The organism is Kitasatospora sp. NPDC127035 (genome assembly GCF_042726075.1).
Lineage (GTDB): Bacteria > Actinomycetota > Actinomycetes > Streptomycetales > Streptomycetaceae > Kitasatospora.
The window spans coordinates 38905-65901 of the sequence record NZ_JBHXDN010000036.1; the positions used below are offsets into that span (position 1 = coordinate 38905).

Annotated in this window: 22 protein-coding genes and 1 pseudogene; 19 read left to right on the forward strand and 4 right to left on the reverse strand. The window is 70.3% G+C overall.

Annotation, left to right across the window (positions count from 1 at the left end):
* Window positions 1-124: 124 nt before the first annotated feature.
* A complete protein-coding gene (locus tag ACFWIC_RS23905) occupies window positions 125-2068 on the forward strand; it encodes a TIGR03960 family B12-binding radical SAM protein (protein ID WP_380519980.1) in 1944 nt (647 codons plus the stop codon).
* 293 nt (window positions 2069-2361) lie between these two features.
* Here the strand turns inward: ACFWIC_RS23905 and ACFWIC_RS23910 are convergent, their stop codons facing one another.
* Window positions 2362-2658: a hypothetical protein gene (locus ACFWIC_RS23910; RefSeq protein WP_380519981.1), complete on the reverse strand. Its 297-nt coding sequence runs from the start codon at window positions 2656-2658 to the stop codon at window positions 2362-2364.
* A gap of 286 nt (window positions 2659-2944) precedes the next feature.
* Here ACFWIC_RS23910 and ACFWIC_RS23915 point away from each other — a divergent pair, with 286 nt between their 5' ends.
* Window positions 2945-4477 carry a YDG/SRA domain-containing protein gene (locus ACFWIC_RS23915; protein ID WP_380519982.1) on the forward strand — a complete coding sequence of 511 codons (1533 nt, stop codon included), beginning with the start codon at window positions 2945-2947 and terminating at the stop codon, window positions 4475-4477.
* Window positions 4478-4572: 95 nt separating this feature from the next.
* Here ACFWIC_RS23915 and ACFWIC_RS23920 read toward each other — a convergent pair whose 3' ends face one another.
* A complete protein-coding gene (locus tag ACFWIC_RS23920) occupies window positions 4573-5286 on the reverse strand; it encodes a creatininase family protein (protein WP_380519983.1) in 714 nt (237 codons plus the stop codon).
* A gap of 261 nt (window positions 5287-5547) precedes the next feature.
* Between ACFWIC_RS23920 and ACFWIC_RS23925 the strand changes: the two genes are divergently transcribed.
* The 4 genes from ACFWIC_RS23925 (at window position 5548) to ACFWIC_RS23940 (ending at window position 9038) form a co-directional block, all read left to right on the forward strand.
* Window positions 5548-5874 carry a hypothetical protein gene (locus ACFWIC_RS23925; RefSeq protein ID WP_380519984.1) on the forward strand — a complete coding sequence of 109 codons (327 nt, stop codon included), beginning with the start codon at window positions 5548-5550 and terminating at the stop codon, window positions 5872-5874.
* Between the two features lie 116 nt (window positions 5875-5990).
* Window positions 5991-6158 carry a hypothetical protein gene (locus ACFWIC_RS23930; RefSeq protein WP_380519985.1) on the forward strand — a complete coding sequence of 56 codons (168 nt, stop codon included), beginning with the start codon at window positions 5991-5993 and terminating at the stop codon, window positions 6156-6158.
* Window positions 6159-6320: 162 nt separating this feature from the next.
* On the forward strand, window positions 6321-6605 hold the full coding sequence (locus ACFWIC_RS23935) for a hypothetical protein (protein WP_380519986.1): 285 nt from the start codon (window positions 6321-6323) through the stop codon (window positions 6603-6605).
* 381 nt (window positions 6606-6986) lie between these two features.
* A complete protein-coding gene (locus tag ACFWIC_RS23940; protein ID WP_380519987.1) occupies window positions 6987-9038 on the forward strand; it encodes a hypothetical protein in 2052 nt (683 codons plus the stop codon).
* Between the two features lie 347 nt (window positions 9039-9385).
* Here the strand turns inward: ACFWIC_RS23940 and ACFWIC_RS23945 are convergent, their stop codons facing one another.
* Entirely contained in the window at window positions 9386-10129 is a 744-nt protein-coding gene (locus ACFWIC_RS23945; protein ID WP_380520001.1) for a GntR family transcriptional regulator, read from the reverse strand.
* Window positions 10130-10409: 280 nt separating this feature from the next.
* On the opposite strand from ACFWIC_RS23945, the gene ACFWIC_RS23950 reads away from it, so the two are divergent.
* From ACFWIC_RS23950 to ACFWIC_RS23965, 4 genes and pseudogenes are all read left to right on the forward strand, one after another.
* Window positions 10410-11711: an FtsK/SpoIIIE domain-containing protein gene (locus ACFWIC_RS23950; protein ID WP_380519988.1), complete on the forward strand. Its 1302-nt coding sequence runs from the start codon at window positions 10410-10412 to the stop codon at window positions 11709-11711.
* Entirely contained in the window at window positions 11711-11902 is a 192-nt protein-coding gene (locus ACFWIC_RS23955) for a hypothetical protein (RefSeq protein ID WP_320440943.1), read from the forward strand. The genes ACFWIC_RS23950 and ACFWIC_RS23955 overlap by 1 nt, the downstream gene beginning before the upstream one ends.
* Window positions 11903-12059: 157 nt before the next feature.
* A pseudogene (locus tag ACFWIC_RS23960) lies at window positions 12060-12737 on the forward strand (replication initiator); the annotation flags it as partial.
* A gap of 85 nt (window positions 12738-12822) precedes the next feature.
* Window positions 12823-13398, forward strand: coding sequence for a replication initiator (locus ACFWIC_RS23965; RefSeq protein ID WP_380519989.1), 576 nt, complete (start codon window positions 12823-12825; stop codon window positions 13396-13398).
* 84 nt (window positions 13399-13482) lie between these two features.
* Here ACFWIC_RS23965 and ACFWIC_RS23970 read toward each other — a convergent pair whose 3' ends face one another.
* The gene (locus tag ACFWIC_RS23970; RefSeq protein ID WP_380519990.1) at window positions 13483-15096 is read right to left on the reverse strand and encodes a recombinase family protein; all 1614 of its coding nucleotides are present in this window, start codon (window positions 15094-15096) and stop codon (window positions 13483-13485) included.
* Between the two features lie 355 nt (window positions 15097-15451).
* On the opposite strand from ACFWIC_RS23970, the gene ACFWIC_RS23975 reads away from it, so the two are divergent.
* The 9 genes from ACFWIC_RS23975 (at window position 15452) to ACFWIC_RS24015 (ending at window position 26957) form a co-directional block, all read left to right on the forward strand.
* The gene (locus ACFWIC_RS23975) at window positions 15452-16252 is read left to right on the forward strand and encodes a TIGR03936 family radical SAM-associated protein (RefSeq protein ID WP_355401727.1); all 801 of its coding nucleotides are present in this window, start codon (window positions 15452-15454) and stop codon (window positions 16250-16252) included.
* 396 nt (window positions 16253-16648) lie between these two features.
* A complete protein-coding gene (locus ACFWIC_RS23980; RefSeq protein ID WP_380519991.1) occupies window positions 16649-20341 on the forward strand; it encodes a ribonuclease E/G in 3693 nt (1230 codons plus the stop codon).
* 219 nt (window positions 20342-20560) lie between these two features.
* Window positions 20561-20878 carry a 50S ribosomal protein L21 gene (gene rplU / locus ACFWIC_RS23985; protein ID WP_329885143.1) on the forward strand — a complete coding sequence of 106 codons (318 nt, stop codon included), beginning with the start codon at window positions 20561-20563 and terminating at the stop codon, window positions 20876-20878.
* A 12-nt stretch (window positions 20879-20890) separates the two neighbouring features.
* Window positions 20891-21148, forward strand: a complete 258-nt coding sequence (gene rpmA, locus ACFWIC_RS23990) for a 50S ribosomal protein L27 (RefSeq protein ID WP_209416555.1) — start codon at window positions 20891-20893, stop codon at window positions 21146-21148.
* 112 nt (window positions 21149-21260) lie between these two features.
* Window positions 21261-22739 (forward strand): GTPase ObgE, encoded by a 1479-nt coding sequence (gene obgE, locus ACFWIC_RS23995; RefSeq protein ID WP_380519992.1) that lies wholly within the window; start codon window positions 21261-21263, stop codon window positions 22737-22739.
* Between the two features lie 254 nt (window positions 22740-22993).
* Window positions 22994-24130, forward strand: a complete 1137-nt coding sequence (proB, locus tag ACFWIC_RS24000) for a glutamate 5-kinase (RefSeq protein WP_329885146.1) — start codon at window positions 22994-22996, stop codon at window positions 24128-24130.
* A 142-nt stretch (window positions 24131-24272) separates the two neighbouring features.
* Window positions 24273-24797: a hypothetical protein gene (locus ACFWIC_RS24005; RefSeq protein ID WP_329885147.1), complete on the forward strand. Its 525-nt coding sequence runs from the start codon at window positions 24273-24275 to the stop codon at window positions 24795-24797.
* 101 nt (window positions 24798-24898) lie between these two features.
* Entirely contained in the window at window positions 24899-26221 is a 1323-nt protein-coding gene (locus ACFWIC_RS24010) for a glutamate-5-semialdehyde dehydrogenase (protein WP_329951483.1), read from the forward strand.
* Between the two features lie 148 nt (window positions 26222-26369).
* On the forward strand, window positions 26370-26957 hold the full coding sequence (locus ACFWIC_RS24015; protein ID WP_329951484.1) for a hypothetical protein: 588 nt from the start codon (window positions 26370-26372) through the stop codon (window positions 26955-26957).
* The last annotated feature ends 40 nt before the right edge of the window (window positions 26958-26997 follow it).

Sequence of the window (26997 nt, forward strand, 5' to 3'; positions counted from 1 at the left end):
GAGCGCGGCACGGGCCGGCCGGGATGAGCCTGCCGCGATTCGGCTACCCTTGAGGGTCACCCCTCCCAGCCGTCGCCCATCGGTGAGCACGGCGGCCATCAAACGTCGTAAGGGTTCCTAGTACATGACTGTCGAATCGGTCTTCCCACGCCTGGAGGCCCTCCTCCCGCACGTCCAGAAGCCGATCCAGTACGTCGGCGGCGAGCTCAACTCGACCGTCAAGGACTGGGACGCCTGCGACGTCCACTGGGCGCTGATGTACCCCGACGCCTACGAGGTCGGCCTGCCCAACCAGGGCGTCATGATCCTCTACGAGGTGCTCAACGAGCAGGAGGGTGTGCTGGCCGAGCGCACCTACAGCGTCTGGCCGGACCTGGAGGCGTTGATGCGCGAGCACCGCGTCCCCCAGTTCACCGTCGACGCCCACCGGCCGGTGCGCGCCTTCGACGTGTTCGGGCTCTCCTTCTCCACCGAGCTCGGCTACACCAACATGCTCACGGCCCTCGACCTGGCCGGCATCCCGCTGAACGCCCGGGACCGGACCGACGAGGACCCGATCGTGCTGGCCGGCGGCCACGCCGCGTTCAACCCCGAGCCGATCGCGGACTTCATCGACTGCGCCGTGGTCGGCGACGGCGAGCAGGCCGTGCTCGACATCACCCGGATCGTCCGGGCCTGGAAGGAGGAGGGCCGCCCCGGCGGTCGCGAGGAGCTGCTGCTGCGCCTCGCGCGCACCGGCGGCGTGTACGTGCCCGCCTTCTACGACGTCGAGTACCTGCCCGACGGCCGGATCGGCCGCGTCGTGCCGAACGCCCCCGGCGTCCCGTGGCGGGTCTCCAAGCACACCGTCATGGACCTCGACGAGTGGCCCTACCCCAAGCAGCCGCTCGTCCCGCTCGCCGAGACCGTGCACGAGCGGATGTCCGTCGAGATCTTCCGCGGCTGTACCCGCGGCTGCCGTTTCTGTCAGGCCGGCATGATCACGCGCCCCGTGCGGGAGCGAAGCATCACCGGCATCGGCGAGATGGTGGAACGCGGGCTCAAGGCCACCGGCTTCGAGGAGGTCGGCCTCCTGTCGCTCTCCTCCGCCGACCACACCGAGATCGGCGACATCGCCAGGGGCCTCGCGGACCGCTACACCGAGGACAAGATCGGCCTGTCGCTGCCGTCCACCCGCGTCGACGCCTTCAACATCGACCTCGCCAACGAGCTGAGCCGCAACGGCCGCCGCTCAGGGCTCACCTTCGCCCCCGAGGGCGGCAGTGAGCGCATGCGCAAGGTGATCAACAAGATGGTGTCGGAGGAGGACCTCATCCGCACCGTCGCCACCGCCTACGGCAACGGCTGGCGCCAGGTGAAGCTGTACTTCATGTGCGGCCTGCCCACCGAGACCGACGACGACGTGCTCCAGATCGGTGAGATGGCGAAGAACGTCATCCAGAAGGGCCGCGAGGTCACCGGCCAGAACGACATCCGCTGCACCGTCTCCATCGGCGGGTTCGTGCCCAAGCCGCACACCCCGTTCCAGTGGGCCCCGCAGCTGTCCGCCGAGGCCACCGACGCCCGCCTGGCCAAGCTGCGCGACTCCATCCGCGGCGACCGCAAGTACGGCAAGAACATCGGCTACCGCTACCACGACGGCAAGCCCGGCATCGTCGAGGGCCTGCTCTCGCGCGGCGACCGCCGGATCGGCGCCGTCATCCGGGCGGTCTACGAGGACGGCGGCCGTTTCGACGGCTGGCGCGAGCACTTCTCGTACGACCGCTGGATGGCCTCCGCCGAGAAGGGCCTGGCCGGCACGGGCGTGGACGTCGACTGGTACACCACCCGTGAGCGCACCTACGAGGAGGTGCTGCCCTGGGACCACCTGGACAGCGGTCTCGACAAGGACTGGCTCTGGGAGGACTGGCAGGACGCCCTGGAGGAGGTCGAGGTGGACGACTGCCGCTGGACCCCCTGCTTCGACTGCGGCGTCTGCCCGCAGCTCGACCTCGACATCCAGATCGGCCCCACCGGCAAGAAGCTGCTGCCGCTGACGGTCGTCGGCGGCCCTGGCCAGCAGAAGTAGGCATCGGCGTGAGTGACACGGTGGACGAGCTGTGTGACTTACTTCACAGCCTTCCGGAGGGTGAGCGGGAGCTCGTCCTGGGCGTGCTCGGCCTGACGCGCGCCCCGGACGGGCCCACCCCGGCCCCCGGGAAGGCCCGGCAAGGCGGCCGGAGGACCCCTCTGCCCGCCGCCCGGAGTGCCCCGGGCATCGAGACCTCGATCGAGTGGATCTGAGGCCTTGGAGCGACGCACAGAGCCCTCCCCGATTCTCTCGGGGAGGGCTCTGTGCGTTCGCCGCGAGTCGATGGAGTCCTATCGCGTGGTGGACGTGGTGGTCGAGCCTCGTCCGATCAGTGCGGTGAGGACATTGAGCGCTGCCTTCTGGCGTTGGGTCCTTCGCGACCAGACGGCGGGGCAGATGACGCCGAAGAACAACGACGTCACCAGCACCAGTCCCGGTGCTGCCGAGATGACAGCGATCGTGACGTTGCCCTGAAGGCCGGCAGCGATCGGCCCTGCGCTGGTCGCGGCGACGCCCGCCGGGGCCAGCCAGCGGGAGGCGGCCCAGGGGGGTGCGGTGCCCGCGACCTGGACGCTTCCGGTAGACACGGGACTCCCCGTACCCTCGTGCATGTAGTTCTCCGGATGTTCTAGATGGGGCTACGAGTGATGACGGCTTCCTGTTCGCGCAGGGAGCCGTCGCCTCTTTGGGGGCGTCCGACTCGGCCGACAGCGGCAACGATGCCAGAGCCTCACGCTCTGGAATCCCGCAGAAAACAGTGCGGGACTCGGCTACATTTACTTATGTCCAGGTCAGAAGCGGGATGGCCGCAATTGATGTGACCTGCATCACTCGATCTTAGGAGAGGGATGTGACGAAGCTCACAGTGATGAGGTGTCGCGTAGGCTCCCTCTGAACGAGACCGGTCACCTGGTCTCCTTTGCGCGCGAGCTCCGTGAGCTGCAAGAGCGGTCCCAGGGCACTGTGGAATCGGCGATTGTGCTCGGCGCATCGCGTACAGCTGTCTATGAGGCGCTGCGGGGTTCCCGCCTGCCAAGTGTCAGGAACCTTGACCTGATGGTCCAGGCATGGGGTGATGGCGGCCCGTCGGAGCGGCAAACGTGGCGCGAGCGGCGGCGTTCGGCGGAAGAGGGGCTGGCGGAGGCGGCTAGGCAGCGAGGTAAGGCCACGGCAGGGCGCACACCCGAGGAGGAGGATTTCACCCGGAGGTTGCGTGATCTTTGGGGCAGGGCCGGCGGCCCGTCGACCGAGCGAGTGGCGCGTCACTGCGCGCTCAGTGCCCGGACGCTCGACTCGTACCTGGACGGGCGGACCATCCCGACGGAGCAGCGGCTCCGCGAGCTCTTCGATGGGTTGTCAGAGGTCTGCGATGACGACTCCGGGTGGTTGGCTTCTGCTCGCGAGAGCTTTCTCGGCGAAGTGCTCTTCAGGGCGCGTGTCGCGCGAAAAGAGGAGAAGGACAGAGTCAGGGAGCTGACCTCCGCTCTCCCCTCAGGGCAGCCCGCCGTCGTGTACAGGCCGCTCCCTGACGGCATCGGGACAGTGCCGGGTGTTCGCCTGGGGCAGCTGTTCGACAGCCGGGCCACGCTCTCCCGCGCTCGTGTGCATCGTGCGCTGCAGGCAGGGATTACAGGAACGGCCGACCGGGGTGCCGAATCAATTGTGGTCAGCGGCGGGTACGAGGACGACGAGGACTACGGCGATGTGATCGTCTATACCGGGCAGGGCGGGCGAGACCCTCATAGTGGCGAGCAAGTACAGAACCAGGAACTGACGCTTGGCAACGCGGCCTTGGCGACAAGTGCGGCCACTGGCTCACCAGTCCGGGTTGTTCGTTCGGCGGACCGTGGGTATCGGTACGACGGGTTGTTCAAGGTCGAGGACTACTGGTCGGAAGACTCTCGCTCGGGCTTTCGAGTCTGGCGCTTCCGTTTGGTCTCGCTTCCCCCAGGTGGACAGGTGTCGGTTGCTGCGGGTGCGGCAGTGGACGCAGTCGCCGGCGAGGAGGTGACTCCGAGTCGAATGGTGACGGCGGTCCAGCGCATTGTTCGGAGCACTGCGGTCGCCAACTACGTCAAACGCGTACACGATTACGCATGTCAAGTGTGTGGTGTCCGACTGGAGTCCCCGCGCGGCGCCTATGCAGAGGCGGCCCACATCGTTCCCCTTGGGGTTCCGCATCGCGGCCCGGACACCGTTGGCAACGTCCTCTGCCTCTGTGCGAACCATCACGTGCTCTTCGACTTTGGCACGCTGGTGATCAACGACGATCTGACCGTGGTGAACCGATCTGACAGTTCCGTTGTCGGCCGACTTCGGGAGGCAGCGGGCCATGAGGTCGACCGGAGCCGACTTAGAGAGCACCGTGTGAGGCACGGATTCTGGTCGGACGGCGACCTTCACTGAACGAGTGGATCTTGAAGCGGTCTTCTCGGTTCCGTCGAGTACGCCGCTTGTGCTCTATCGGGCGTCGCTGCCTTCTGGGTGATGCTCGACTTCAGTCAGTTACCCCCTACGAGTGACAGGTGGGCGGTGGCCGCCCCGGACAGGCTGGCCAGGAGCGCCTTTCCCTTCTCGGCCGTGCCGAGCGACGGGCGGCCGATGATGCCGTTCCGGGTGTACCCGGCCATGCCCAGGGTGAGCAGGTGCGGGCGCTCTGGGGCGTTGTGGTCGTCGCCTGCTACGCCGTCCCGGACGAGTTCGGGGGCGCCGTGGAGCAGCAGGGAGACCTCCAGCTCGCCGCCGTGCATGTCCTCGGCGCCAGTGCTCTCCAGGCCGGCGGCTTCGCGGGCCCGGTGCCAGTCCTCGCGGACCGGGAACAGGGCGAGGCGCGGGCCCTCGGTGTTGGCCTCCTGGACCACGTTGGAGAGGACGTAGTTCCCGCCGTGCCCGTTCACGATCAGCAGGCCAGGAACGCCGGACGCCCGGAGCGACTTCCAGATGTCGTTGATCACTGCGTAGAGCGTGGCGGCGCTGATGCTGACGGTGCCGGGCATGTGTGCGTGCTCGTGGGAGCAGGACAGCGTGATCGGCGGCAGGAGGAACAGGTCGTGGTCGGCAGCGATCCGCTGGGCGATCAGGCTGGCGACGACGGTGTCCGTGGTCAGGGGCAGGTGGTCGCCGTGCTGCTCGAAGCTGCCGACCGGCAGTACGGCGATCCTGGCGCCGCGTCGGCGTTCGTCTGCGGAGGTGGCGGCCGTGATCAGTGCGTCCATGGGCCCAGCCTCTCCCATCGGGCCGTCAGCGGTCGAGAGGGCTCCCACTGCTCATCAGGGTCAAGCGGCCAGGAAAGATCGTCTGGGCTCTGGTGAGCCCGAAGGGCGGTGCGGAATGAGCGGGCGTTCCGGGGTTTCGTCGCGGTGCTTCTACTGCGGCGCGGGGCTGGGGAAGGCGTTGATCCGAAGCATCGTGGTGAACGGACGGACGGTCAGTGTCCACCGGTGGCACCCGCGCCGTGCGGGGGAAGTGGCGGGGAGATGACCGCGCCTGAAGAGCACGGTGGATCGGGACTGGAAGCGGGCTGTCAGTACCCGTTCCCGGTGATCGTGGAAGTCCGGGGCATCACCGCACCTGCGTGCTTCAGCAAGCTGACGGACGCGATGGCCGCGCTGCTGCGGACGCTCGCCGTGCTTCCACTGAGCCCGGACCAGCACGGCTACTTCGCCGAGCTGTTCGGACCGTCGGAGGCGCAGACGGTCGGGCAGCGGCTCGCGACGCAGGGAGAGGTGCGGGCCCTGGCCTTCCTCGACCTGACCCCGACCCTGGTCCGCCTGTACCCCGCTGGTCCTGGAGCGGCTCGGTGATCCGGAATTTGCGGGCCTGGCGGAACCGGGTCTCGACCTGGTGGCTGCTGGACGGCCAGTTCTCCTGGCCCGTTCGGGCAGTCTCACCCGGGCGCCGAGCTGCACATCCCGACGTCATGGCGTGGTGCGACGAGCCCGGCTTCACCGACGGCCAGCGAGCGCAGTTGATGCGGCGGATCCGGCGGGAGGAGACGGGCCGCGGCGATCCGCTGATGGGCCTGACTGAGGCGGAACTCTTCCGGGGGATCTTCGCCTGCGACGAGCCGGGGCGGGACCGCACATGACCTGATCAAGAACAACCGAACACGTGCCGGACCACCCCGGAACCTTGGCGGGAGAGGGGTGGTCCGGTGGGTCGGAACCCGATGCCGATGGTATCGGGCTCCTCGGCATGTCAGTGCACGGATGGCCCGGTTCGGTTCTTGACCAGGGGAGTTGAAGAACAGTTGGACGGGGACGACGACTTCGGTGCGGAGTTGGCGGCGAGCCTCGACCCTGACTCGTGGGTGTGGCTTCCGGGCGTGGACTACGCGGCCGGCTGGCGGGTGGCGAGGCAGACCGCGGGCGAGCTGAACTCGCTCTTGGTCGCGTGCGGTGTGGACCGTGGGCAGTTGCGAGCTATCGCCGACACCGACGCTCGGGGCGGTGCGCTGGTTCGCCTGGAAGGCGTTCTGGACGGGTGTATGAGCCTCAAGGAACTGCTCTGCCTCGCGGCCAACGCACGCCCATGAAGACTGGCCTGAACAGCACGGGCCTCGTCCGTGCTGACCGGCAGCTCGCGATTGGTCGCTTGGAGGTGGCAGAGGGCTGCGGACACTCACTTGGCAAGCCGTGGCATCCGTAACGCGCTGACCCGCCTACCTCCCGCTGCTACGTCGCCGGCATCCGCGACCAGTCGCTGGCCACAGGCGAGAGCTTCTCCGGCGGAGTGCTGTGGAAGCCAGGACCTCGTGGTAGACGGGGAACTGTCGGCCTTGCCGTGCTGCCAGGGCAAATATTTTATAGATCGGGATCTTTGGCCACGGCAATGGCTAACCAGTCATGCCCGACTGAAGAGGCTGTCGGTGTCTGCCAGTAGCCTCTGAGATGTTGAGAGTCACAGGGAGGCGCCCATGTCAACGCAGCACCAACTCAAGCCTTGGCGCGAACGCGCCAACACTATCGGCTATATTTCAGGTGGAACCGAAGCTCAAGCGTTCCTCCTGGAGCAGATCCTGAAGAATCTTCCATGTGCGCCGGATGACGTAATCACGTGGAAGAATCCTGCAGGGAAAGGCTTTTCCGCCAGATGTGACGATCTGTGCCGGAGTCAGCTCTCTTCTGCTGGCCTTGTGGAGCGCGCAGTCGACGGCAGGTGGAATGCCAGTGCGTTCGCTAATGAGTGGGCATCGAATAAGAGCCCTGCATATTTGGCGGCTCAACTCCACGATAATGTTAAGTACTTTGGCGAACTGCTTGCGGAGATCGGGGATTCGACGACGCAGAACGATCTCCTTGAAGCGGCGAAGTCATCGTATGGATTGAACTGGTCGAGTCTTGACCAGGTGCGTCGGCGCACGGGGTGGCTTCGAAGTCTCGGAATGGTCGAGCTCTGGGGCCTCAGGATCGTTCGGACTGAGGCTGGAGACGCCTTTCTTGCGAGCATCGAGACGTGCTCTTCGGTCGAAGCTCTAGGGCAGGATCGAAAAGAAGAGTCAATCCGCATCGACCCCGATGTCGAACAGTTTCTGACGGATCTCCCGAAGATGGATCAAGAAGGTCATAGGGGGCGAAGGGCCCTCATCGGCTACATTCCAAAGGGGGCGAAATCATCTGGGGACTCGGAGGGTGAATCGCTCACGCCGTCCTCCTCTCTCCGGAAGCTTATTGGAATGCTGGGTGACGGCAAGACAGTTGACGAGTTTCAAGGCGTTTGTGGAGATCAGCTCGGGATCAGCAAGGCATCCTTTCAGATGATGATGCATACGCTCCGGCACGCGGGAATCATCGAGCAGACGTCTTTGAATAATTTCTCGGCCACCACACAGGCCTATTGGCTAACCGATGCCGGAAATGAGAAGGCGCTAGTTGGTCACCTTCATGCGAGATATTCATTCTTCGGGGAGATCTTGAAGCATCTAAAGGATCCCGCGACGACTTCGTTTCTGACCGGTGTGGCCAAAGAGCGCTACGGATACGCGCAGGCATCCAATGGTGAGATCCGTCTCCGACTCGGGTTTTTGCAGGATGCTGGCCTGGTTGAAAGGGTTGACTGGCAGCGATTCCGCACCACTTCAACCGGAGAGCAGTTTAAATCATTTCTCAGTATGCAGCCGGAGGTGACTGAAGGTGATTCCGTCGGCCAGGATTCGCATGCCAAAGTGCAAAGCGAGGGGAATCTCCTCGAAGTTCTATTGTGCGACCTGGAGGCATTCGGGAGGGACGGAAATGAGAGTAAATCGTTCGAAGTTGCAGTAGCGAGGGCTTTCCAGTATCTCGGCTTCCATACAGAGCATCTGGGAGGCCCAGGACGTACGGATGTCCTTGCTGTGGCACAGCTGGCTCAGGGGGACCGGTATAGGGTGATTGTCGATTCTAAGTCGTCCGGAAACGGTATCGTGGCGGAATCAAGCGTCAAATTCGATGCATTGCGTGACCATAAAAGGAAGCATGGCGCCGACCATGTTGTGGTTGTTGGCCCGGACTTTGCCACAAGGCTGAAGAACTGGGCCGTTGAGAATGAAGTCGCCATGCTTACTCTGGAAGATCTTTCCTCAACGCTTAAGCGGCATTCCGTGAATCCGATTTCAATTACGGATATGCGTGAGGCGTTTGCGCGACCCGATAATCACCGCGATGAACTTGACGGGCTCTACGACTCCACGGAGCGCCGTTCTATGATCTTGCAGCGGATTCTAGATCTATCTGTGCAAGAGGCTATTGATGACGACCCGATTGCGGCTGGTTACGTTAGCCCCGAGAATATGATCTATGCCTTGCGGAAGGAGATCTCGCCTCGCCCTTCGAGTAGTGAGATCGAAGAGCTTCTTGCCTTTCTTACGAGTCCTCTGGTTGGGGCTCTGGAAGAAAGTCGAGGGCGTTACAAGCTTGCGGATTCTCCACATAATGTCGCGCTACGGCTTCGGGGATTGGGCTCATCTATTGCGACAGGTGGCGAGAGGTAGGGGTGCACAGGCCACAGGGGTGGCGGAGCGGTTCTGGCCGGCGTCCTGTCTGGTCTGGGGTCGAGCATGATCGGGGGCCGTAAGCTGCTGCGGCTCGGTCAGGGCTTTTAGGCCTGACCGCAGTTTGGCCGATTGGCCCCCGGTCTTGCTCGACGCGGGCCCCGGGCCTGAGAGGTGGGTAGAACCGCGGAGCCGCCCGGCATCAGCCGTCGCGCGGCAGCCGGCGGGGCGGGGCGCTTCTCTGTGGGCGGGCCAGGCGCCCGGCCCGGAACGGCCGCAAGGCCGCATGCCCGGCCGGGGTGGCTGGGGCCGCCCCCTTGAGTAAGTAGAGAAGGTTTGCGACAGAGTCAGTGGGCGGCTTCGGCGGGCTGGGACTCGATGGCGTAGGTGAGGGCGGCGGTTTCGGCGTAGAGGCGGGTCTCTTCGAGGACGAGGGGAAGACCGGTGGCCTGGTCGTAGGTGATGCGGTGGGTGACCAGAAGGACGGCGGCCTCGGAGAGCTTCAGGGCTTCGCGCTCGTCGGGATGGGGGGCGCGGGCGGTGGCCCGTTCGCGCCAGGCGATGTCGTGACCGGCGGCGGCGAGTGTTGCGTACGCCTCGGCCGGGGTCGCGGCGGGCTGCTGGGCGAGGGGGGTGGCCTCGATGCGTTCCATGGGGAGCAACAGGCGGTGAAGGGCGCGGCCGCCGCCGATGGGGTCGGTCAGCAGGCGGTCGCAGTCGAGCATGAGTTCGTCCTGGTCCATCTCCAGCAGTGGTGCGGTGATCGCGTCGGTGCGGGTCCGGTAGACGGTGGGCTCTTCGGCGTGGCCGAACCAGGTGTCGGTGGGCGTCGAGTAGGTGTTGCCCTGGCTGGTGACGGTCCGGTCCAGGGTGCCGGTCGGGCCGTGGACGGTGGGGCGGACGAAGGTGCCGCGGCCTTGCTTCACGTCCAACTGGCCCTCGCTGCGGAGCGCGGCGACGGCGAGCCTGACGGTCGGTCGGGAGACTCCGTACCTCTCGGCGAGGTCGGTCTCCGCGGGCAACTGCGTACCGGGTGGCCACTCCCCGGCGGCGATGGACTGTCGCATCGACGCCGCTACCTGCTTGTGCAGTGTCTCGTTGCGCGATCACCCCCGTTCCCGCGTCGGCCCCGGCGGCCTCCCGGAAGGGCGGAGAGGCCTGATGAGCGGCGCGACGCGGGTGAAGCTGCGCGGCCCTGCTGCGCGAACTCGGGGACCTGGCCGAAGAGGTCGACCCGTTCGGCCGGGACGACGACGGTGCCCTGCTCTTCGACCACATCGCCGTCCTCGCCACCAAGGCCGTCGGCCAGGCGCGCGACCTGGAGACCGAGGCCCACAACACGGCCTCGGAGAGCGGGGGACGGCGGTGATCGTGCTCCAGCTTCTCTGGGTGACGCTGCTGGCGGTGGTGCTGATCCTGCTCAGCGCGGCTCCGGGCCTGCGGCGCCGCCATCCCTACGTGTGGTGGTGCCTGCTCGGCTATCCGGTCGCGGTCGTGCGGATCCGGGTGACGTGGCGTCGCCTGACCACCAACCTCGGCCTCGCGGTGGCCAAGCGCGCGGGGCGGGCGCTGATCGGGGACATGGTCGTTCGCGGCGACCCGCTGTGGCCGGTCCCGCCCCGTCTGGGCATCCCGAAGTTGAAGCGGGGCGGCCTCGACGTCGCGGTGCGGCTCCACCCGGGACAGGTACCGGAGCACTTCGTCTCCGCCGTGGAAGCCCTCACGCACACCTGGCGGGTCCATGCGGTCCGGGCCGTGTCGGACGAGCGCGGGTTCGTGACCCTGTCCGCGCTCGCATGGGACCCGCTCCGCGCACCCGTCGTGCCGTACCAACTGAAGCAGCGTGTGCTGCGGGCGGTGGTCGGCCTGCTGGAGGACAGCCGGGCCTGGGTGGTCGACTTCCGGCGGGCGCCGCACTGGCTGATCGTCGGCGCGACCCGTTCCGGCAAGTCCACCCTGATCGCCTCGCTGGTGAAGGAACTCGCCCCGCAGCGGGTTGCCCTCTTCGGCATCGACCTCAAGGGCGGCATGGAACTGTCGCTCTTCGAGGACCGGCTGTCGGCGCTGGCATCCACCCGGGCTGAGGCTTCACGGCTGCTGGCCGAGCTGGTGGCCGAGACCGAGGCCCGGATGCGGTTGTGCCGGTCGGTCGGGGCGCGCTCGGTCTGGGACCTGCCGGCCAAGCTCCGCAAGATGCCCGTCGTCCTGATCGTGGACGAGGTCGCGGAGCTGTACCTGGTCGCGACCAGGGACGACAAGGCGGAGGTCGGGGAGATCTCCACCAACCTGCTCCGGCCCGCCCAGCTCGGCGCGGCCCTCGGGGTCCATCTGGTTGTCGCCGGACAGCGGGTCGGTTCGGACCTCGGCCCCGGCGTCACCGCCCTGCGTGCCCAGCTGGCCGGACGCGTCTGCCACCGGGTGAGCGATCCGGGGACGGCGGAGATGGCGCTCGGCGACCTCAACAAGGACGCCCTCGAAGCCGCGCAGCAGATCACCCTCGCCGAACAGGGCGTCGCCATCACCGCCGACACCGACGGCCGATGGACCAGGGCCCGCTCCATCCACGTCACTCCCGACCAGGCCCGCCGGGCGGCCAGGAAGTACGCCCGGCTCGCGCCGACCTGGCCGGGCCTCCAGCAGGCGGACGAGCCGAGCGAAGGGGTCCACGCCTGATGGACATGACCGCCGTGCTGATCGCCTTCCTCGTCGTCGTCACCTACCTCCTGGTCCGCTCCGGCGAGCTGCGCCTCTGGCACGTCCTGCTCGTCGGCGTCCTCGGTATCCACCTCGACCGCGTCGGCTGGGCCGACCCCGTCGTCCGCGCCGTCACCTGGATCGTCCAGGGCCTCGCCCACACCGCCTGAAAGGCGTGATCACCGTGCCAGCCCACCCAACCTTCACCGGCGGCCCTGCCCTCGACCGCCGGACCGGCTCCATCCACCACCACGCCACCCCCGGCCGAGCCAGCGCAGCACTGGCCCGGCCGGGGCCCGGCGAACCCTGGCCCTGGAGACACCCGCCATGACCCGCAGCAACCCGTACAACGACCCCACCGCACGCCGCGCCTTCCTCGACTGGGAGGCGCGGCTGCGCCAACTGTCCGACGTCGAAAGGGACTTCGTCCGGCTCGGCGAGCTGCCCGATCTGAACCGCTGGCTGGATCAGGTCCGCGCCACCGGCGGCTGCGCGGAACCGGTCCACCTCAGGGGGCACAGCACAACCCTCGACGCCGGGACCGGGGAGGTGCTGCGCCACTACTCGACCGAGGCCGAACCCGGCGGCCGGCTCTCGGTCCGCTGCCGGAACTGTCGGGCCTCCCGATGCGCCACCTGCTCACGCGAGCACAGCGGCGACACATTCCACCTGGTCCGCTCCGGCCTCACCGGGGGCAAGGGCGTCCCCGACACGGTTCGGACGCACCCGCGGCTGTTCGTCACCCTGACCGCCCCCTCGTTCGGCGCGGTCCACCGCGCGGGGGAGTGCCACCGGGCCCGTCGCCGGTGCTGCGAACACGGCGGTCGGCACGGCTGCGGCCGACTCCACCCGGACACGGACCCGCTCGTCGGACAGCCGCTCTGCACCGACTGCTACGACTACCCCGGCCACGTCCTGTGGAACGCCATGGCCCCGGCGCTCTGGAAGGCCTTCCGCGACAACCTCTACCACCACCTCGCCACCCGGGCGGGCGTCGGCCGGACGGAGGTACGCGCCCTGGTGCGGGTCTCCGCCGCCAAGGTCGCCGAGTACCATGAAAGGGGACGGCGGGCGCCTTACGGACGACGCCGTGGCCGCCTATGTCGCCAAGTGCACGAGCAAGAGCGTGGAAGCCGCGGGAGCGGTCGACCGCCGGATGGAGTCCCTGGCGGAGATCCGTGCCCTGCCCGTCAGCCTGCACGTCCGGGCACTCATCGCCACCGCCTGGCGCCTCGGTGGCCTTCCCGAACTGCAACACCTCCGCCTCCGGGCCTGGGCCCACATGCTCGGCTACCGGGGCCACTGCCTCACCAAGACGAGGGCCTTCTCCACTACATACGGGCAGCTCCGGGCCGCACGCGCCGAGCACGCCAGCGACCTGTACGCCGACTGGGACAGCGAGACCGTGGTCGAGAGCGCATGGCGGTTCGCGGGAACCGGGCACACCCCGGCCGAAGCGCTCATCGCCGCCGGCATCGCCGAAGACCTCGCCACAACCCGGGTAGTCGCGCGCGAAGACGCGGAAAGTCAGGCCGGTCCGGTGGGGCATGGTGACCGGCCCGGCACCCGTACCCCGAGGCTCCGTCGAGCGGGCCGGGACTCCGGGGCAGACGAAGGTGCCGGTCATCAGGAGCGAGATCGTCATCGTCGACGACGACGGCAATGAGGAGCCCTACGACCCCGCCAAGCACTGACGACGCCAGCCCCCGGCCTCGACGACCGGGGGCTGCCGCACGACCGGCCGCTCGTGTCAGAGCTTGCTCGCGAAGTGGTCCTCCTTGACGATCAGCCGGTCCCGGTAGTCCTTGGGAATCATGAGGCGCAGCTTGACGGCGGGAGCCCGCTGACCCTTGACCTTGATTCGGGTGACCTCGCACCGGACGCCCACCCTCAGGAGGTCTGCGGCCATGGCTTCGGTTCCGCCTTCCTCCCACTGCTGCCGGAACGTCTTCCCGTTGGCCACGTTCACCCACCGGTCCTCGGTGCTCTCGGGGTCGATCTCTCCGAGTTCGGTGATCAGCCTGTCCAGCGTCTCCTCCGCCTGCTCGCGCGTGAACCGGGTCTTGGAGTACCGGCCGCCGGGCTCCAGCTCCTTCATGTAGTAGGCGATGGACTCCTGGAGCTGCGCCACCTGGGCGCGTGCCTCCGCACCCCGCGCGTACTCGCGCACCTGCACGGGCTCGTCCCCGATGACCGACAGCACGTCGACGACGAGCTTGGCGTTGATCGCGTCGGGGTTGGTGGCGCCCAAGCCCCCACCCTTGCAGCCCTGGCACCGCAGGTACTCGTACATCCGGTCCTTGACGCGGTTCCGCTGTTCGAGCATGTTCGTCTTGCAGTCGACACAGACGAAGACCCCGAGGAACTTCGTGGCGCCACCGGGCCGACGCTGCGGCTGGCTCTTGCTGCGCTTGTCGAGATCCGCCTGGAGCTCGTTGAACTCCTCCTCGACGAAGACGGCCTCCGCGACCCGGATGGGCTTCCCGGCCTTGTCCAGGAGGAGCTTGGACCGGCGGGCGCCGCCCCTCTTCTCCTCCTCCGCCCGGTAGCCCATCAGGGCAGGGTTGCGGAGCTGGCGCAGGAGGGTCGTGGCCGTGAGGCCGTCGCTGACGAGGCCCGCGCGCTTCAGCAGCTTGACCATGCGGGTGGCGGAGACGCCTCGACGGGCCATGCGTCGGCACCAGTGCAGGGCCTTCCGCGCGTCCGGGTCGACAACGAGGACCACACTGCCGTTCTCGTCCTCGGCCGTGGTGTATCCGAAGGCAGGCTTTCCGACCAGCCAGGAGGACTGGGTCTTGGCGTAGTCCCAGAGGCTCGCGACCCGGGTGCTCGTGTTGGTGGCCTCAATCTCCGCGATCCCGCCGATGAGCGTGACCAGGATCTTGCCGACGACCGTGGTCAGGTCGATCGAGTCGTTCTTGGAGATCAGGTTCTTCCCGTACTTCAGCGCCCAGTCGATCATGGTGTTCAGGTCGGACAGCCGGCGGATGAACCGGTCGAGCTTCCAGAACAGGAGCACGTCGAACTCCGGAGCCCGGTTGTTCAGCCAGTCGCCCAGCTGCTTGCGCTTCCACGGCGGCACCTTCGTGGCGGACACGTTGAGGTCGCTGGCGACGCCGACCACGCGGCAGCCCCGGTTCAGGGCCTCGCGGCGGAGGTCGAGCTCCTGGCGGACGGGAGAGGTGGTGTCTTCCGTCAGGACGGACAGCCGGACCGAGATCAGGGCCCGGGGTGCGTCCGTCGGTAGGGCGGCCTCGGCTCTCTTCAGCTCCCCGAGCAGGAGCAGATCCGCAGTGGTCCACTCGGCCTCGACCGTGTACGCCCTCTGCTGCGCCGCACGTGCCGTACGGGTGCGCTTCGCCATGACGGTGACCCCTTCGACGGTTTTAGAACCGCCTCCATTTAGCCGCAGATGGACACGAGCATCCAGATCGGCCCCACCGGGAAGAAGCTCCTCCCGCTGAGCGTGGTCGGCAAGTAGCGGCACCCGGGACGCCCCCGCCGGACCTGTCCGGCGGGGGCGTCCCGTCGTCTCCGGACGCCGGACCGGACCCCCCTGAGCAGGAACGGAGCGAGGGGGTGGCGGGGACGCGTACCCTTTGGGGTGACAGAGTCCGGACAGTGGCGGGAAACCGCCGTTGCGACGGACGGGGACAACTGACTAAGGACTGAGCGACCTGGCACGCCGCACGCCCGACGGTCCGCCGCCCGCACCGACCGTGCAGCGGATCCGTCTCCGCTACACCAAGCGCGGCCGGCTCCGCTTCACCAGCCACCGCGACTTCCAGCGCGCCTTCGAGCGCGCCCTGCGCCGGTCGGCCGTGCCGATGGCCTACTCGGCCGGCTTCACTCCGCACCCGAAGGTGTCGTACGCCAACGCCGCGCCGACCGGTGTGGCCAGCGAGGCGGAGTACCTGGAGATCGGCCTCGCCGCACTGCGCGACCCCGAGGAGCTGCGCGCCCAACTGGACGAATCGCTCCCCGCGGGTCTGGACGTCATCGACGCCGTCGAGGTGCGGACGCCGAACTTCGTGGAGCGCCTGGAAGCCTCCGAGTGGCTGGTCCGTCTGGACGGTGTCACCCCGGAGGAGGCGGCCCGCGCGATCGCGGCGTTCCTGGCCGAGGAGCGGGTCGAGGTCGAACGCCTCACCAAGAACGGCGTGCGTGTCTTCGACGCGCGCGGCGCGGTGGCGGCGCTCGAAATCGCCTCGCCGCAGGTCGACGGCGGTGCGGACACGGACGGCGAAGGGGGCCGCGATGTTCGGACCGGCCGTCCCTGTGCGATACTGCGCCTGGTAGTACGACAGGCCACACCCGCCGTACGACCCGACGACGTGTTGTCCGGTCTCCGTGTGACGGCCGACCTGGCGCCGCCGGTCCCCGCAGAGGTGACCAGGCTGGCGCAGGGGCCGCTAGACGAGGAGACCGGCACGGTGACCGACCCGTTGGCGCTCGACCGCGCCGCGGCCACGGCCGGCCCTCTGACGGCCGGCGAGCCGCGCGCAACCGCGTCCGCCTAGCGGGCGGAGGCCGGGTCCAGTTCACACTGGGCCCGCTGGTCCTCCAGGCCCCCGCTGCTCCCCAGGGGAGCGAGCGTCGTCGAAGCACAGGCCGGCCTCTTGTGGCCCGCCGACCCCGATGGTCGGTGGGCCCGAGGACCCCGTCCGGGAGCCACCCGGGGTTGGGGAACGGCGCAGCTTGGGAAAACCTCAGAAGACTGGTCAGACCAGAAGACTTTCGACACCCCGCGAGTGCGGGGCGCCGAGCGAGACTACGAGCCCCTGTGCGGCCTCGCGTCCGCGCGGCGGCACCGTGAAAGGGTCCGGCCCGAGCATCGTCATGATGCCGGCCGGCGCCACCGGTGCCCCGCCGTGCCAGGATGCGGAGCCCGGGGGCCTGACGGGAGATCCACCCGCATGCTCGATAACACCGATCCGCAGCAGTCCGCGGCAACGGAACAGAACGACACCACCGTGACCGGTGGCGACGGCGCGTCCGCCGCGCCGCCGCGTCGGCGCCGCCGCGCGGTGTCCCGCCCGGCCGGAACCCCGCAGGGCGCGGCCTCGGCGGTCGCCGAGACGGTCATCCCGGCCGATGCCGAGGTGAAGCCGGTCGAGACGCCGGCCGCCGCCGAGACGCCCGCCGCCGAACCGGCGGCCGAGAAGCCCGTGCGCGCCCGTCGGACCCGCAAGCGGGCCGAGGCGCCCGCCGGTGCGCCCGAGGCCACCTCGATCGTCGTCACCGCGCCGGACGCCGGTGCGAGCGCCGTCCCGGCCGAGGCCGAGGCCCCGGCGGCCGAGAAGCCCGCCGGAAGGGCCGCGAAGGCCGAGAAGCCGGCCGGGAAGGCCGCCGACCAGGCGCCCGCGGCCGAGAAGCCCGTGCGGGCCCGCAGGACCCGCAAGAAGGCCGAGGCCGCTCCGGTCGAGGCACCGGCCATCGAGGACCAGCCCGCCGCCGAGCAGCCGGCCGTCGCCGAGGTGGCGCCGGTCGAGGCCGCTCCGGTGGAGGAGGCGCCCGCCGCGCCGGCCCGCCGTCCCCGCCGCCGCCGTGTGGTCGAGGCGGCCCCGGTCGTCGAGACCCCGGTCGAGCCGGCCGTCGAGGAGCCGGTGGCCGAGGAGGAGCCGGCCGAGGAGCCGGCCGTCGAGGTGAAGCCCGCCGTCGCGGAGCCCGTCGCCGCGGCGCCCGCACCGGTCGCCGAGCCCGAGCCGGTCACCGGCCGGGTGCGCCGCCGCGCGGTCCGCCCGTCCACCGCGATCTTCCAGGCCCCGGTCTTCCAGGAGCCGGCCCCCTACGTCGCCCCGCCCGCGGCACCCGCGGCGCAGCCCGCCGCGGCGGCTGCCCCGGTCGAGGCCCCGGCCGTGCCGGAGGAGCGTGGCGAGGAGGACGAGTTCGAGTACAGCGGCGTCGGCCGCCGTCGTCGCACCCGCACCCAGGTCCGCGTGCAGTCCTCGGGCCGGCAGCGCAGGGCCGCCGCGGAGAAGCCGCCCGTCGAGCGTCCGGCCGCCGTCGAGCGGCCCGCACCCGTCGTCGAGCGTCCGGCCGCCGTCGAGCGTCCCGCGCCCGTCGTCGTCGCCGAGCCGGTCGAGACACCCGTCGTCGAGGCCCCCGCCACCGGCCCCGAGGCCGAGGCCGAGGACGAGTGGGAGGACGGTCGCCCGTCGCGCCGCCGCCGCCGGGGTGGCCGTCGCCGCCGCCGCGGTGAGGCCGAGGAGACCGAGGCCGAGGCACCGGAGACCGTGCACCCCGCCGACGCTGCGCTCGCCGCCGCCGAGGACGAGGAGGACGACGAGGACGACCTGGCCTCCGGCCTGTCCTCCTCCCGCCGTCGCCGTCGCCGTCGCCGCCGCAGCGGTGAGTCCGGCGCCGTCGAGGCCGCCGAGACCACCGAGGACGGCGTCCGCACGGTGGTGAAGGTGCGCGAGCCGCGCCGCCGCTCCACCGAACCGTCGTTCGACCCGGACGAGGTGCAGTCCATCAAGGGCTCCACCCGTCTGGAGGCCAAGAAGCAGCGCCGCCGCGAGGGTCGCGAGCTGGGCCGCCGTCGGGTGCCGATCATCACCGAGGCCGAGTTCCTGGCCCGCCGCGAGTCGGTCGAGCGCGTCATGGTGGTGCGCCAGAACGGGCAGCGGACCCAGATCGGCGTCCTTGAGGACGGCGTGCTGGTCGAGCACTACGTCAACAAGGAGCAGGCCACCTCGTACGTCGGCAACGTCTACCTGGGCAAGGTCCAGAACGTGCTGCCGTCGATGGAGGCCGCCTTCGTCGACATCGGCAAGGGCCGCAACGCGGTCCTGTACGCCGGTGAGGTCAACTTCGGCGCGCTGGGCGGCCACGGCGGCCCGCGCCGGATCGAGTCGGTGCTGAAGTCCGGCCAGTCCGTGCTGGTCCAGGTCTCCAAGGACCCGATCGGCCACAAGGGCGCCCGCCTGACCAGCCAGATCTCGCTCCCCGGCCGCTACCTGGTGTACGTGCCCGAGGGCTCGATGACCGGCATCTCCCGCAAGCTGCCGGAGAACGAGCGCGCCCGTCTGAAGCAGATCCTCAAGAAGATCGTCCCGGACGACGCGGGCGTCATCGTGCGCACCGCCGCCGAGGGCGCCTCCGAGGAGGAGCTGACCCGCGACGTCCAGCGGCTGCAGCAGCAGTGGGAGGACATCCAGAAGCGGGCCACCAGCGGGAACGCCCCGGCGCTGCTGTACGGCGAGCCGGACATGACCGTCCGGGTCGTCCGCGACATCTTCAACGAGGACTTCACCAAGGTCATCGTCTCCGGCACCGAGGCGTGGAACACCATCCACGACTACGTCTCCAACGTGGCGCCGGACCTCGCCGGGCGGCTCCAGCGGTGGACCTCCGAGGTGGACGTCTTCGCCACCTACCGGATCGACGAGCAGCTGATGAAGGCGCTGGACCGCAAGGTCTGGCTGCCCAGCGGCGGTTCGCTGGTGATCGACCGCACCGAAGCGATGATCGTCATCGACGTCAACACCGGGAAGTTCGTCGGCCAGGGCGGCAACCTGGAGGAGACGGTCACCCGGAACAACATCGAGGCGGCCGAGGAGATCGTGCGCCAGCTGCGGCTGCGCGACCTCGGCGGCATCATCGTGATCGACTTCATCGACATGGTCCTGGAGTCCAACCGGGACCTCGTGCTGCGCCGCCTGCTGGAGTGCCTGGGCCGGGACCGGACCAAGCACCAGGTGGCCGAGGTCACCTCGCTGGGCCTGGTGCAGATGACCCGCAAGCGGGTCGGCCAGGGCCTGCTGGAGTCCTTCTCCGAGCCGTGCGTCCACTGCAACGGCCGCGGCGTGATCGTCCACATGGAGCAGCCGAGCTCCCACGTCCACGGCAACGGCGGCGGCGCGCTCGCCGTCGAGGCCGGCGCGGGTGGCGGCAAGCGCCGTCGCCGGGGCAAGGGCGGTGCGGCCCACGAGGAGCCGCAGGCCGTCGAGGCCCTGGAGATCGAGGAGACCGAGGAGACGCTGGAGGCGGCCGAGGACTTCGACGCGCCGGTGCGCGAGGAGATCGAGGGACAGCTGGCGATCGAGGTGCCGGGGACCGAGGTCCCCGCCGCCGAGCCGGTGGCCGTCGAGACCGTCGTCGAGGCCCCGCAGGCCGTCGAGCCGGCTCCCGCCGCTGCGCCGGCCGGTCGTACCCGCCGCCGTGCCGTGCGCAAGGCCACGGCCCCCGCCGGGGCCCCGGGCGGTGCGGAGATCGTCGTCCTGCAGGCCAAGGCCGAGGCGGCGCTGCAGTCGGCCTTCGCGGCCGCCGAGAAGCCCGCCGAGGAGGCCCCGGCCGAGCCGGTCGCCGAGCCGGCCGAGCCTGCCGCCGCGCCTGTCGCCGTCGAGCCGGCCGCCACGGAGGAGGCCGCCGAGGCGGTCGCCGACGGGACGGACGCGGACACGGAGGCCGTGACCGAGGAGCCCGCCGAGGAGGCGCCGGCACCGAAGAAGCGGGCCGCCCGCAAGACCGCCGCCAAGAAGACCGCCGTCGCCAAGAAGACGACGACGGCGGCCAAGAAGACCACCGCCCGCAAGGCCGCCACCAAGCGGACCAGCGCGGCGGCCAAGAAGGCGGCGGCCGCCGAGGGTGATACGGCGGCCGAGTAGTGCCCGGCCCGGGGCGGACCCAGTCCGCCCCGGGCCCGTACGTGCCGGTTTGCTCCCGAGGCGGCCGGTCCGTATTCTTGACCATCGGCGTGTCTACGCCTTGCTCCCGAGCACATCACCTTCCGGGCCCTCGTCAGAGGTGTCGGGGAGAGGCCCCTGTGTCCGTACCCAGGCGGCTGGCATCAGGAGCTCCGACCGAGTTAGGAAAGTAGGTACCGCATGTACGCGATCGTTCGCGCAGGCGGCCGCCAGCACAAGGTCGCCGTCGGCGACGTGCTGGAGATCGACCGTATCGAGGCCAAGTCGGGTGACTCGGTGGAGCTCTCCACCATCCTGATCGTCGACGGTGACGCTGTCACCTCCGACCCGTGGGTGCTGGCCGGTGTGAAGGCTCACGCCGAGGTGGTCGACCAGACCAAGGGCGACAAGATCGTCATCCTGCGCTACAAGAACAAGACCGGTTACCGTCGCCGCCAGGGTCACCGCCAGCAGCACACCGCTGTGCGGATCACGAGCATCGACTCCGTCAGCAAGTAAGGGGATAGCGAGATGGCACACAAGAAGGGCGCAAGCTCTACCCGTAACGGCCGTGACTCGAACGCCCAGCGCCTCGGCGTCAAGCGCTTCGGCGGCCAGGTCGTCTCGGCCGGCGAGATCCTCGTCCGCCAGCGCGGCACCCACTTCCACCCGGGTGCCGGTGTCGGCCGCGGTGGCGACGACACCCTGTTCGCGCTGACCGCCGGTGCTGTGCAGTTCGGCACCCGCCGCGGCCGCAAGGTCGTCAACATCGTGGCCACCGAGGCCTGAGTCACACCAGACTCACAATGAGGGGTGGGCCGGAATGATCCGGTCCACCCTTCGTGCTTTACCGCAGGTAGCGACATCGCACCGCACACTCTTCGTACTGGAGGCACACCCCATGACCACCTTCGTGGACCGCGTCGAGCTCCACGTCGCCGCGGGTAACGGGGGCCACGGCTGCGCCTCCGTACACCGGGAGAAGTTCAAGCCGCTCGGCGGCCCGGACGGCGGAAACGGCGGCGAGGGCGGCAGCGTCATCCTCACCGTCGACGCGCAGGTGACCACCCTGCTGGAGTACCACCACTCGCCCAAGCGCAAGGCGACCAACGGCAAGCCCGGCGCCGGCGGCCACCGCACCGGCGCCGACGGCCACGACCTCGTGCTGTCGGTCCCGGACGGCACCGTCGTGCTCGACCGGCAGGGCAACGTGCTCGCCGACCTGGTCGGCCACGGCACCAGCTTCGTCGCCGCCCAGGGCGGCCGCGGCGGCCTCGGCAACGCGGCGCTCGCGTCGTCCCGCCGCAAGGCGCCCGGCTTCGCGCTGCTCGGCGAGCCCGGTGACGCCCGTGACATCGTCATGGAGCTCAAGTCCGTCGCCGACGTGGCCCTGGTCGGCTACCCGAGCGCCGGCAAGTCCTCGCTGATCTCGGTGCTCTCCGCCGCCAAGCCGAAGATCGCGGACTACCCGTTCACCACCCTGATCCCCAACCTCGGCGTGGTCACCGCCGGCGACACGGTCTACACCATCGCCGACGTGCCCGGCCTGATCCCCGGCGCCAGCCAGGGCAGGGGCCTCGGCCTGGAGTTCCTGCGGCACGTCGAGCGCTGTTCGGTGCTCGTGCACGTGCTCGACTGCGCCACCCTGGAGCCCGGCCGCGACCCGGTGAGCGACCTGGAGACCATCGAGGCCGAGCTCGCCGAGTACGGCGGGCTGGAGGACCGGCCGCGCCTGGTCGCGCTCAACAAGATCGACGTGCCGGACGGCCAGGACATCGCCGACCTCACCCGCACCTCGCTGGAGGAGCTCGGCTACCGCGTCTTCGAGGTCTCCGCGGCCTCCCGCAAGGGCCTGCGCGAGCTGAGCTTCGCCGTGGCGCAGATCGTCACCGAGGCCCGCGCCGCCAAGCCGCTGGAGGAGTCCACCCGGATCGTGCTCCGGCCGACCGCCGTCGACGACGCCGGCTTCACGATCACCGAGGAGGACGGCGCCTTCCGCATCCGCGGCGTCAAGCCGGAGCGCTGGGTCCGCCAGACGGACTTCTCCAACGACGAGGCCGTCGGCTACCTGGCCGACCGGCTGGCCCGCCTCGGCGTCGAGGAGAAGCTCTGGAAGGTCGGCGCCCACGAGGGCGACACCGTCATCATCGGCGCGGAGGACAACGCCGTCGTCTTCGACTGGGAGCCGACCATGGCTGCCGGCGCCGAGATGCTCGGCCGCCGCGGTGAGGACCACCGCATGGACAGCCCGCGTCCCGCGGTCGACCGCCGTCGTGACAAGCAGAAGAACCGGGACGCCGCCGAGGCGGAGTTCCTGGCCTTCGAGGCGCTCTCCAGCGGTCGTCCGGCCGCCCTGGAAGGCAACGACGAGGAAGAGTAGCCGGTACCGGCCCCTACGGCCCCTGTCTCCCGAACGGGAGGCGGGGGCCTGCTCGTTGACGGGGGGTCGGCGGAAGGCGCGGCCTCCGGGTCGCCGTCCGGCCGCCTCCGGGCCGTCGTCCGGATCGCCGTCCGGTTCGCTGTCCGGCGGCTGGAACGCGCGGCGGACGGTCCGTACCGATCGCGTAGATTGCGGGGGTGGCGGCCGGGCCCGGCCCCGCCGTAGCGCACCACACCGGAAGGGCGAACAGCGAGATGAGCGAGGACTCCCTGCGGACGGAGGTGCTGACCGCACGCCGGATCGTCGTCAAGGTCGGCTCCTCCTCACTCACCACGGCGGCCGGGGGCCTGGACGCCGACCGCGTCGACGCCCTCGTCGACGCCCTCGCCAAGGTGCGCGCCCGCGCCGACGCCCCCGAGGTGGTCCTCGTCTCCTCCGGCGCGATCGCCGCCGGCCTCGCCCCGCTCGGACTGGAGCGGCGCCCCAAGGACCTCGCCCGCCAGCAGGCCGCCGCCAGCGTCGGCCAGGGCCTGCTGGTCGCCCGCTACACCGCCTCCTTCGCCCGCTACGGCCTCCGGGTCGGCCAGGTGCTGCTCACCGCCGAGGACGCGAGCCGCCGCGTCCACTACCGCAACGCCTACCGGACCCTCGACCAGCTGCTGGCGATGGGCGCGATGCCGATCGTCAACGAGAACGACACCGTCGCCACCGCCGAAATCAAGTTCGGTGACAACGACCGGCTGGCCGCGCTGGTCGCCCACCTGGTCCGGGCCGACCTGCTCGTCCTCCTCTCCGACGTGGACGGCCTCTACGACGGCGATCCCAGCCGCCCCGGCACCAGCCGGATCGCCGAGGTGTCCGGCCCGCACGATCTGGACGGCATCGAGATCGGCAGCGCGGGCAAAGCGGGCGTCGGCACCGGCGGCATGGTCACCAAGGTCGAGGCGGCCCGGATCGCCACCGGCGCCGGGATCCCCGTGGTGCTCACCGCGGCCAGCCACGCCGCCGACGCCCTGTCCGGCCGGCCCACCGGCACCCTCTTCCGGCGCACCGGCAGCCGCTCCTCCGACCGGATGCTCTGGCTGGCCCACGCCAGCAGCCCGCGCGGCGCCCTGCACCTCGACGCCGGAGCCGTCCGCGCCGTCGTCTCCGGCGGCGCCTCGCTGCTGCCCGCCGGGGTGGTCGGGGTGGACGGCGAGTTCGCCGCGGGCGATCCGGTGGACCTTCTTGCCGAAAACGGCCACATCGTGGCGCGCGGACTGGTCAACTTTGATGCGAGGGAGTTGCCCCGCCTGCTCGGCCGGTCCACCCGAGACCTGGCCCAGGAGTTCGGCGCCGCCTACGAGCGGGAGGTCGTCCACCGCGACGACCTGGTCGTCCTGCGCGGCTGACCGGCCGTGGGCCGGCCGGCGGAAGGCGGGCGGCTCCGCACGGGGAGCACGTCCGGCCGCGGGCGAGGAGGGGCGCAGCCGTACGCGTCGGGCCGGGGCCGGCGGGCACGACGACACGACATCGCCGAACAGGAGGCCGCCGGTGGAAAGCAGGCGCGAGGCAGCGCTGACCGGAGGGACGGCAGGCCGGCGGCTGACCAGCATCGACGGCGGCGGGGGCGACGCTCCCGCGGGTTCGTCCGGTCCGCCGTCCCAGGGGCCGGGCACGGTGCGCCCGCTCCGGCCGGACCGGCGTGACGAGACCGAGCCGCCCGTCGTGCCCGAGCAGGCCCGGCTCTGGCACGTGGTGCTGAGCGTCGCCGGGCAGGTCACCCCGCTCACCGCGCTGCGGGCCGGGCTGGAGCGGCTGGCGCACGACCACTCGTTCTTCCTGACCGCCCGCTACGCCGCCGACCACGCGGAGATCCGGTACTGGGAGCAGGCCCGGGACCTGCACGACGCGGCCGCGATCGCGCTGCGGCTCTGGGGCGAGCACAAGGTGACCGCCGGCCTGCCGCCGTGGGAGATCGTCGGCCTGGAGGTGGTGGACCGGGCGACCTACCACAAGCGGGTCGCCGAGGGGTTCGGCGGCGCGCAGCCGCACCTGGGCGGAGTCCACCCCTACTGACCGCCCCCGGCGGGACACCCCGGGGGCCGGGTCGGGCCGGGGGTGTCTCACCGGGCGAAATACCCGGCGGGCGGGGTCGGGGCAGTCGCTACCCTTGGCGCATGACCAGCGATCTCGCCACCGCCGACAGCCCCGTCCTCGCCGTAGCGCGCCGTGCCCGGGAGGCGGCCGCCGCGCTCGCCCCGCTGCCGCGCGGGGCGAAGGACTCCGCGCTGCAGGCCGTCGCGGACGCCCTGGTGGCCCGCGCGGCCGAGATCACCGCCGCCAACGCCGAGGACGTCGCCCGCGCCCGCGCGGCCGGCACCCCCGAGTCGGTGATCGACCGGCTGACCCTCACCGAGGAGCGGATCGCCGCGATCGCCTCCGACGTCCGCGACGTGGCCGGTCTGCCCGACCCGGTCGGCGAGGTGATCCGCGGCTACACCCTGCCCAACGGTCTGGACGTGCGCCAGGTCCGGGTGCCGCTCGGCGTGGTCGGCATCATCTACGAGGCCCGGCCGAACGTCACCGCGGACGCCGCCGCGCTCTGCCTGAAGTCCGGCAACGCGGTGCTGCTGCGCGGCTCGGCCTCCGCCTACCGTTCCAACAGCGCACTGGTCGCCGTCCTGCGCGACGCCGTCGCCGGGGCGGGGCTGCCCGCCGACGCCGTCCAGCTGGTGCCGGGCGAGAGCCGGGACTCCGTCCAGGAGCTGATGCGGGCCCGCGGCCTGGTCGACGTGCTGATCCCGCGCGGCGGTGCCTCGCTGATCCGCGCCGTCGTCGAGGGTTCGACCGTTCCGGTGATCGAGACCGGGACCGGCAACTGCCACGTCTACGTGGACGCGCAGACGGACCTCGCCATGGCCGTCGGCATCCTGCTCAACTCCAAGGCACAGCGCGTCAGCGTCTGCAACTCGGCGGAGACCCTGCTGGTCCACCAGGACGTCGCCGACGCCTTCCTGCCGCTCGCCCTCGCCGCGCTCGCCGAGGCCGGGGTCACCGTGCACGGTGACGACGCGGTCCTCAAGGCCGCCGAGGGCACGGCCGCCACGGTGCTGCCCGCCACCGACGAGGACTGGGAGACCGAGTACCTCTCCTACGACCTGGCCGCGGCCGTGGTGCCCTCGCTGGACGCCGCCGTCGCGCACATCCGCCGCTGGTCCTCCGGCCACACCGAGGCGATCGTCACCACCTCGCAGGCCGCCGCCCGCCGTTTCACCCAGCTGGTCGACTCGACCACGGTGGCCGTCAACGCCTCCACCCGGTTCACCGACGGCGGCGAGTTCGGCTTCGGGGCCGAGATCGGGATCTCCACCCAGAAGCTGCACGCCCGCGGCCCGATGGGGCTGCCCGAGCTGACCAGCACCAAGTACATCGTCACTGGTGACGGGCATGTGCGGGGCGAGGCGACGCAGACCGTGGGGGGCACGGCCGACGCCGTCTGACCGGCGTCCGGAGCGGTCTCCGGCCCGGGGCCCGGGCCGGAGACAGGCAGCGCCCGGGGGCCGGTCCGGGCAGGCCCGCGTCACACGGGTGATGGACCAACTGCGAGGAGCCACAGACAAATCGCCCTCCCGGTAATACGCTGAATCCGTGGCTGAGGATGTGGGGGGCTTGCCGTACCCCGACGGCGCCGACCACGGTGGTGCGGACGACGAGTTCGCCACCGTGGTCTTCGATGAGGCCTTCGTGCGGTCCGCTGCCGTGCACGAGCCGACGGCCAAGGAGCGGCAGCTCGCCGCTGCCGAGGCCCGGTTCGAGCCGGACGCGGCCGGTCCGGCCTGGGGCTACGAAGCCCCGGTCGGTGACGGGGTGCCGCTGGAGCTCCGCCCGTACCCGGGCGGACTCGACGACGATCACCGCTATCCCGATCCGTGGACCGGCCCGGGCCGGTCCACCCAGCGGCGTGCGCGCCGCTGGGGCCGGGTCGGCTTCGACCCGCTCGGCGCTCGGCGCGGCCGTTACGTCGCCCAGCAGCGCTGGCACCGGCCGGTGGCCTGGGTGCTCGCCGTGATCATGGGCGTGGGCCTGATCGCCATGGCGGTCGCCGCCGTCTACCAGGGTGTGGGCGGCCCCGGGGGCGCGCCCAGGCGGCCCGAGTCCGGGAACAGCAGCCCGGGGAACGACCCGGCGCCGCCCCCGGCTGAGCCGTCGCTGGTGGTCACGGCCCCGGCGGGCTGAGCCGCCGACCGGCGGGACGGCGGCCCGTTGCGCCCCGGGG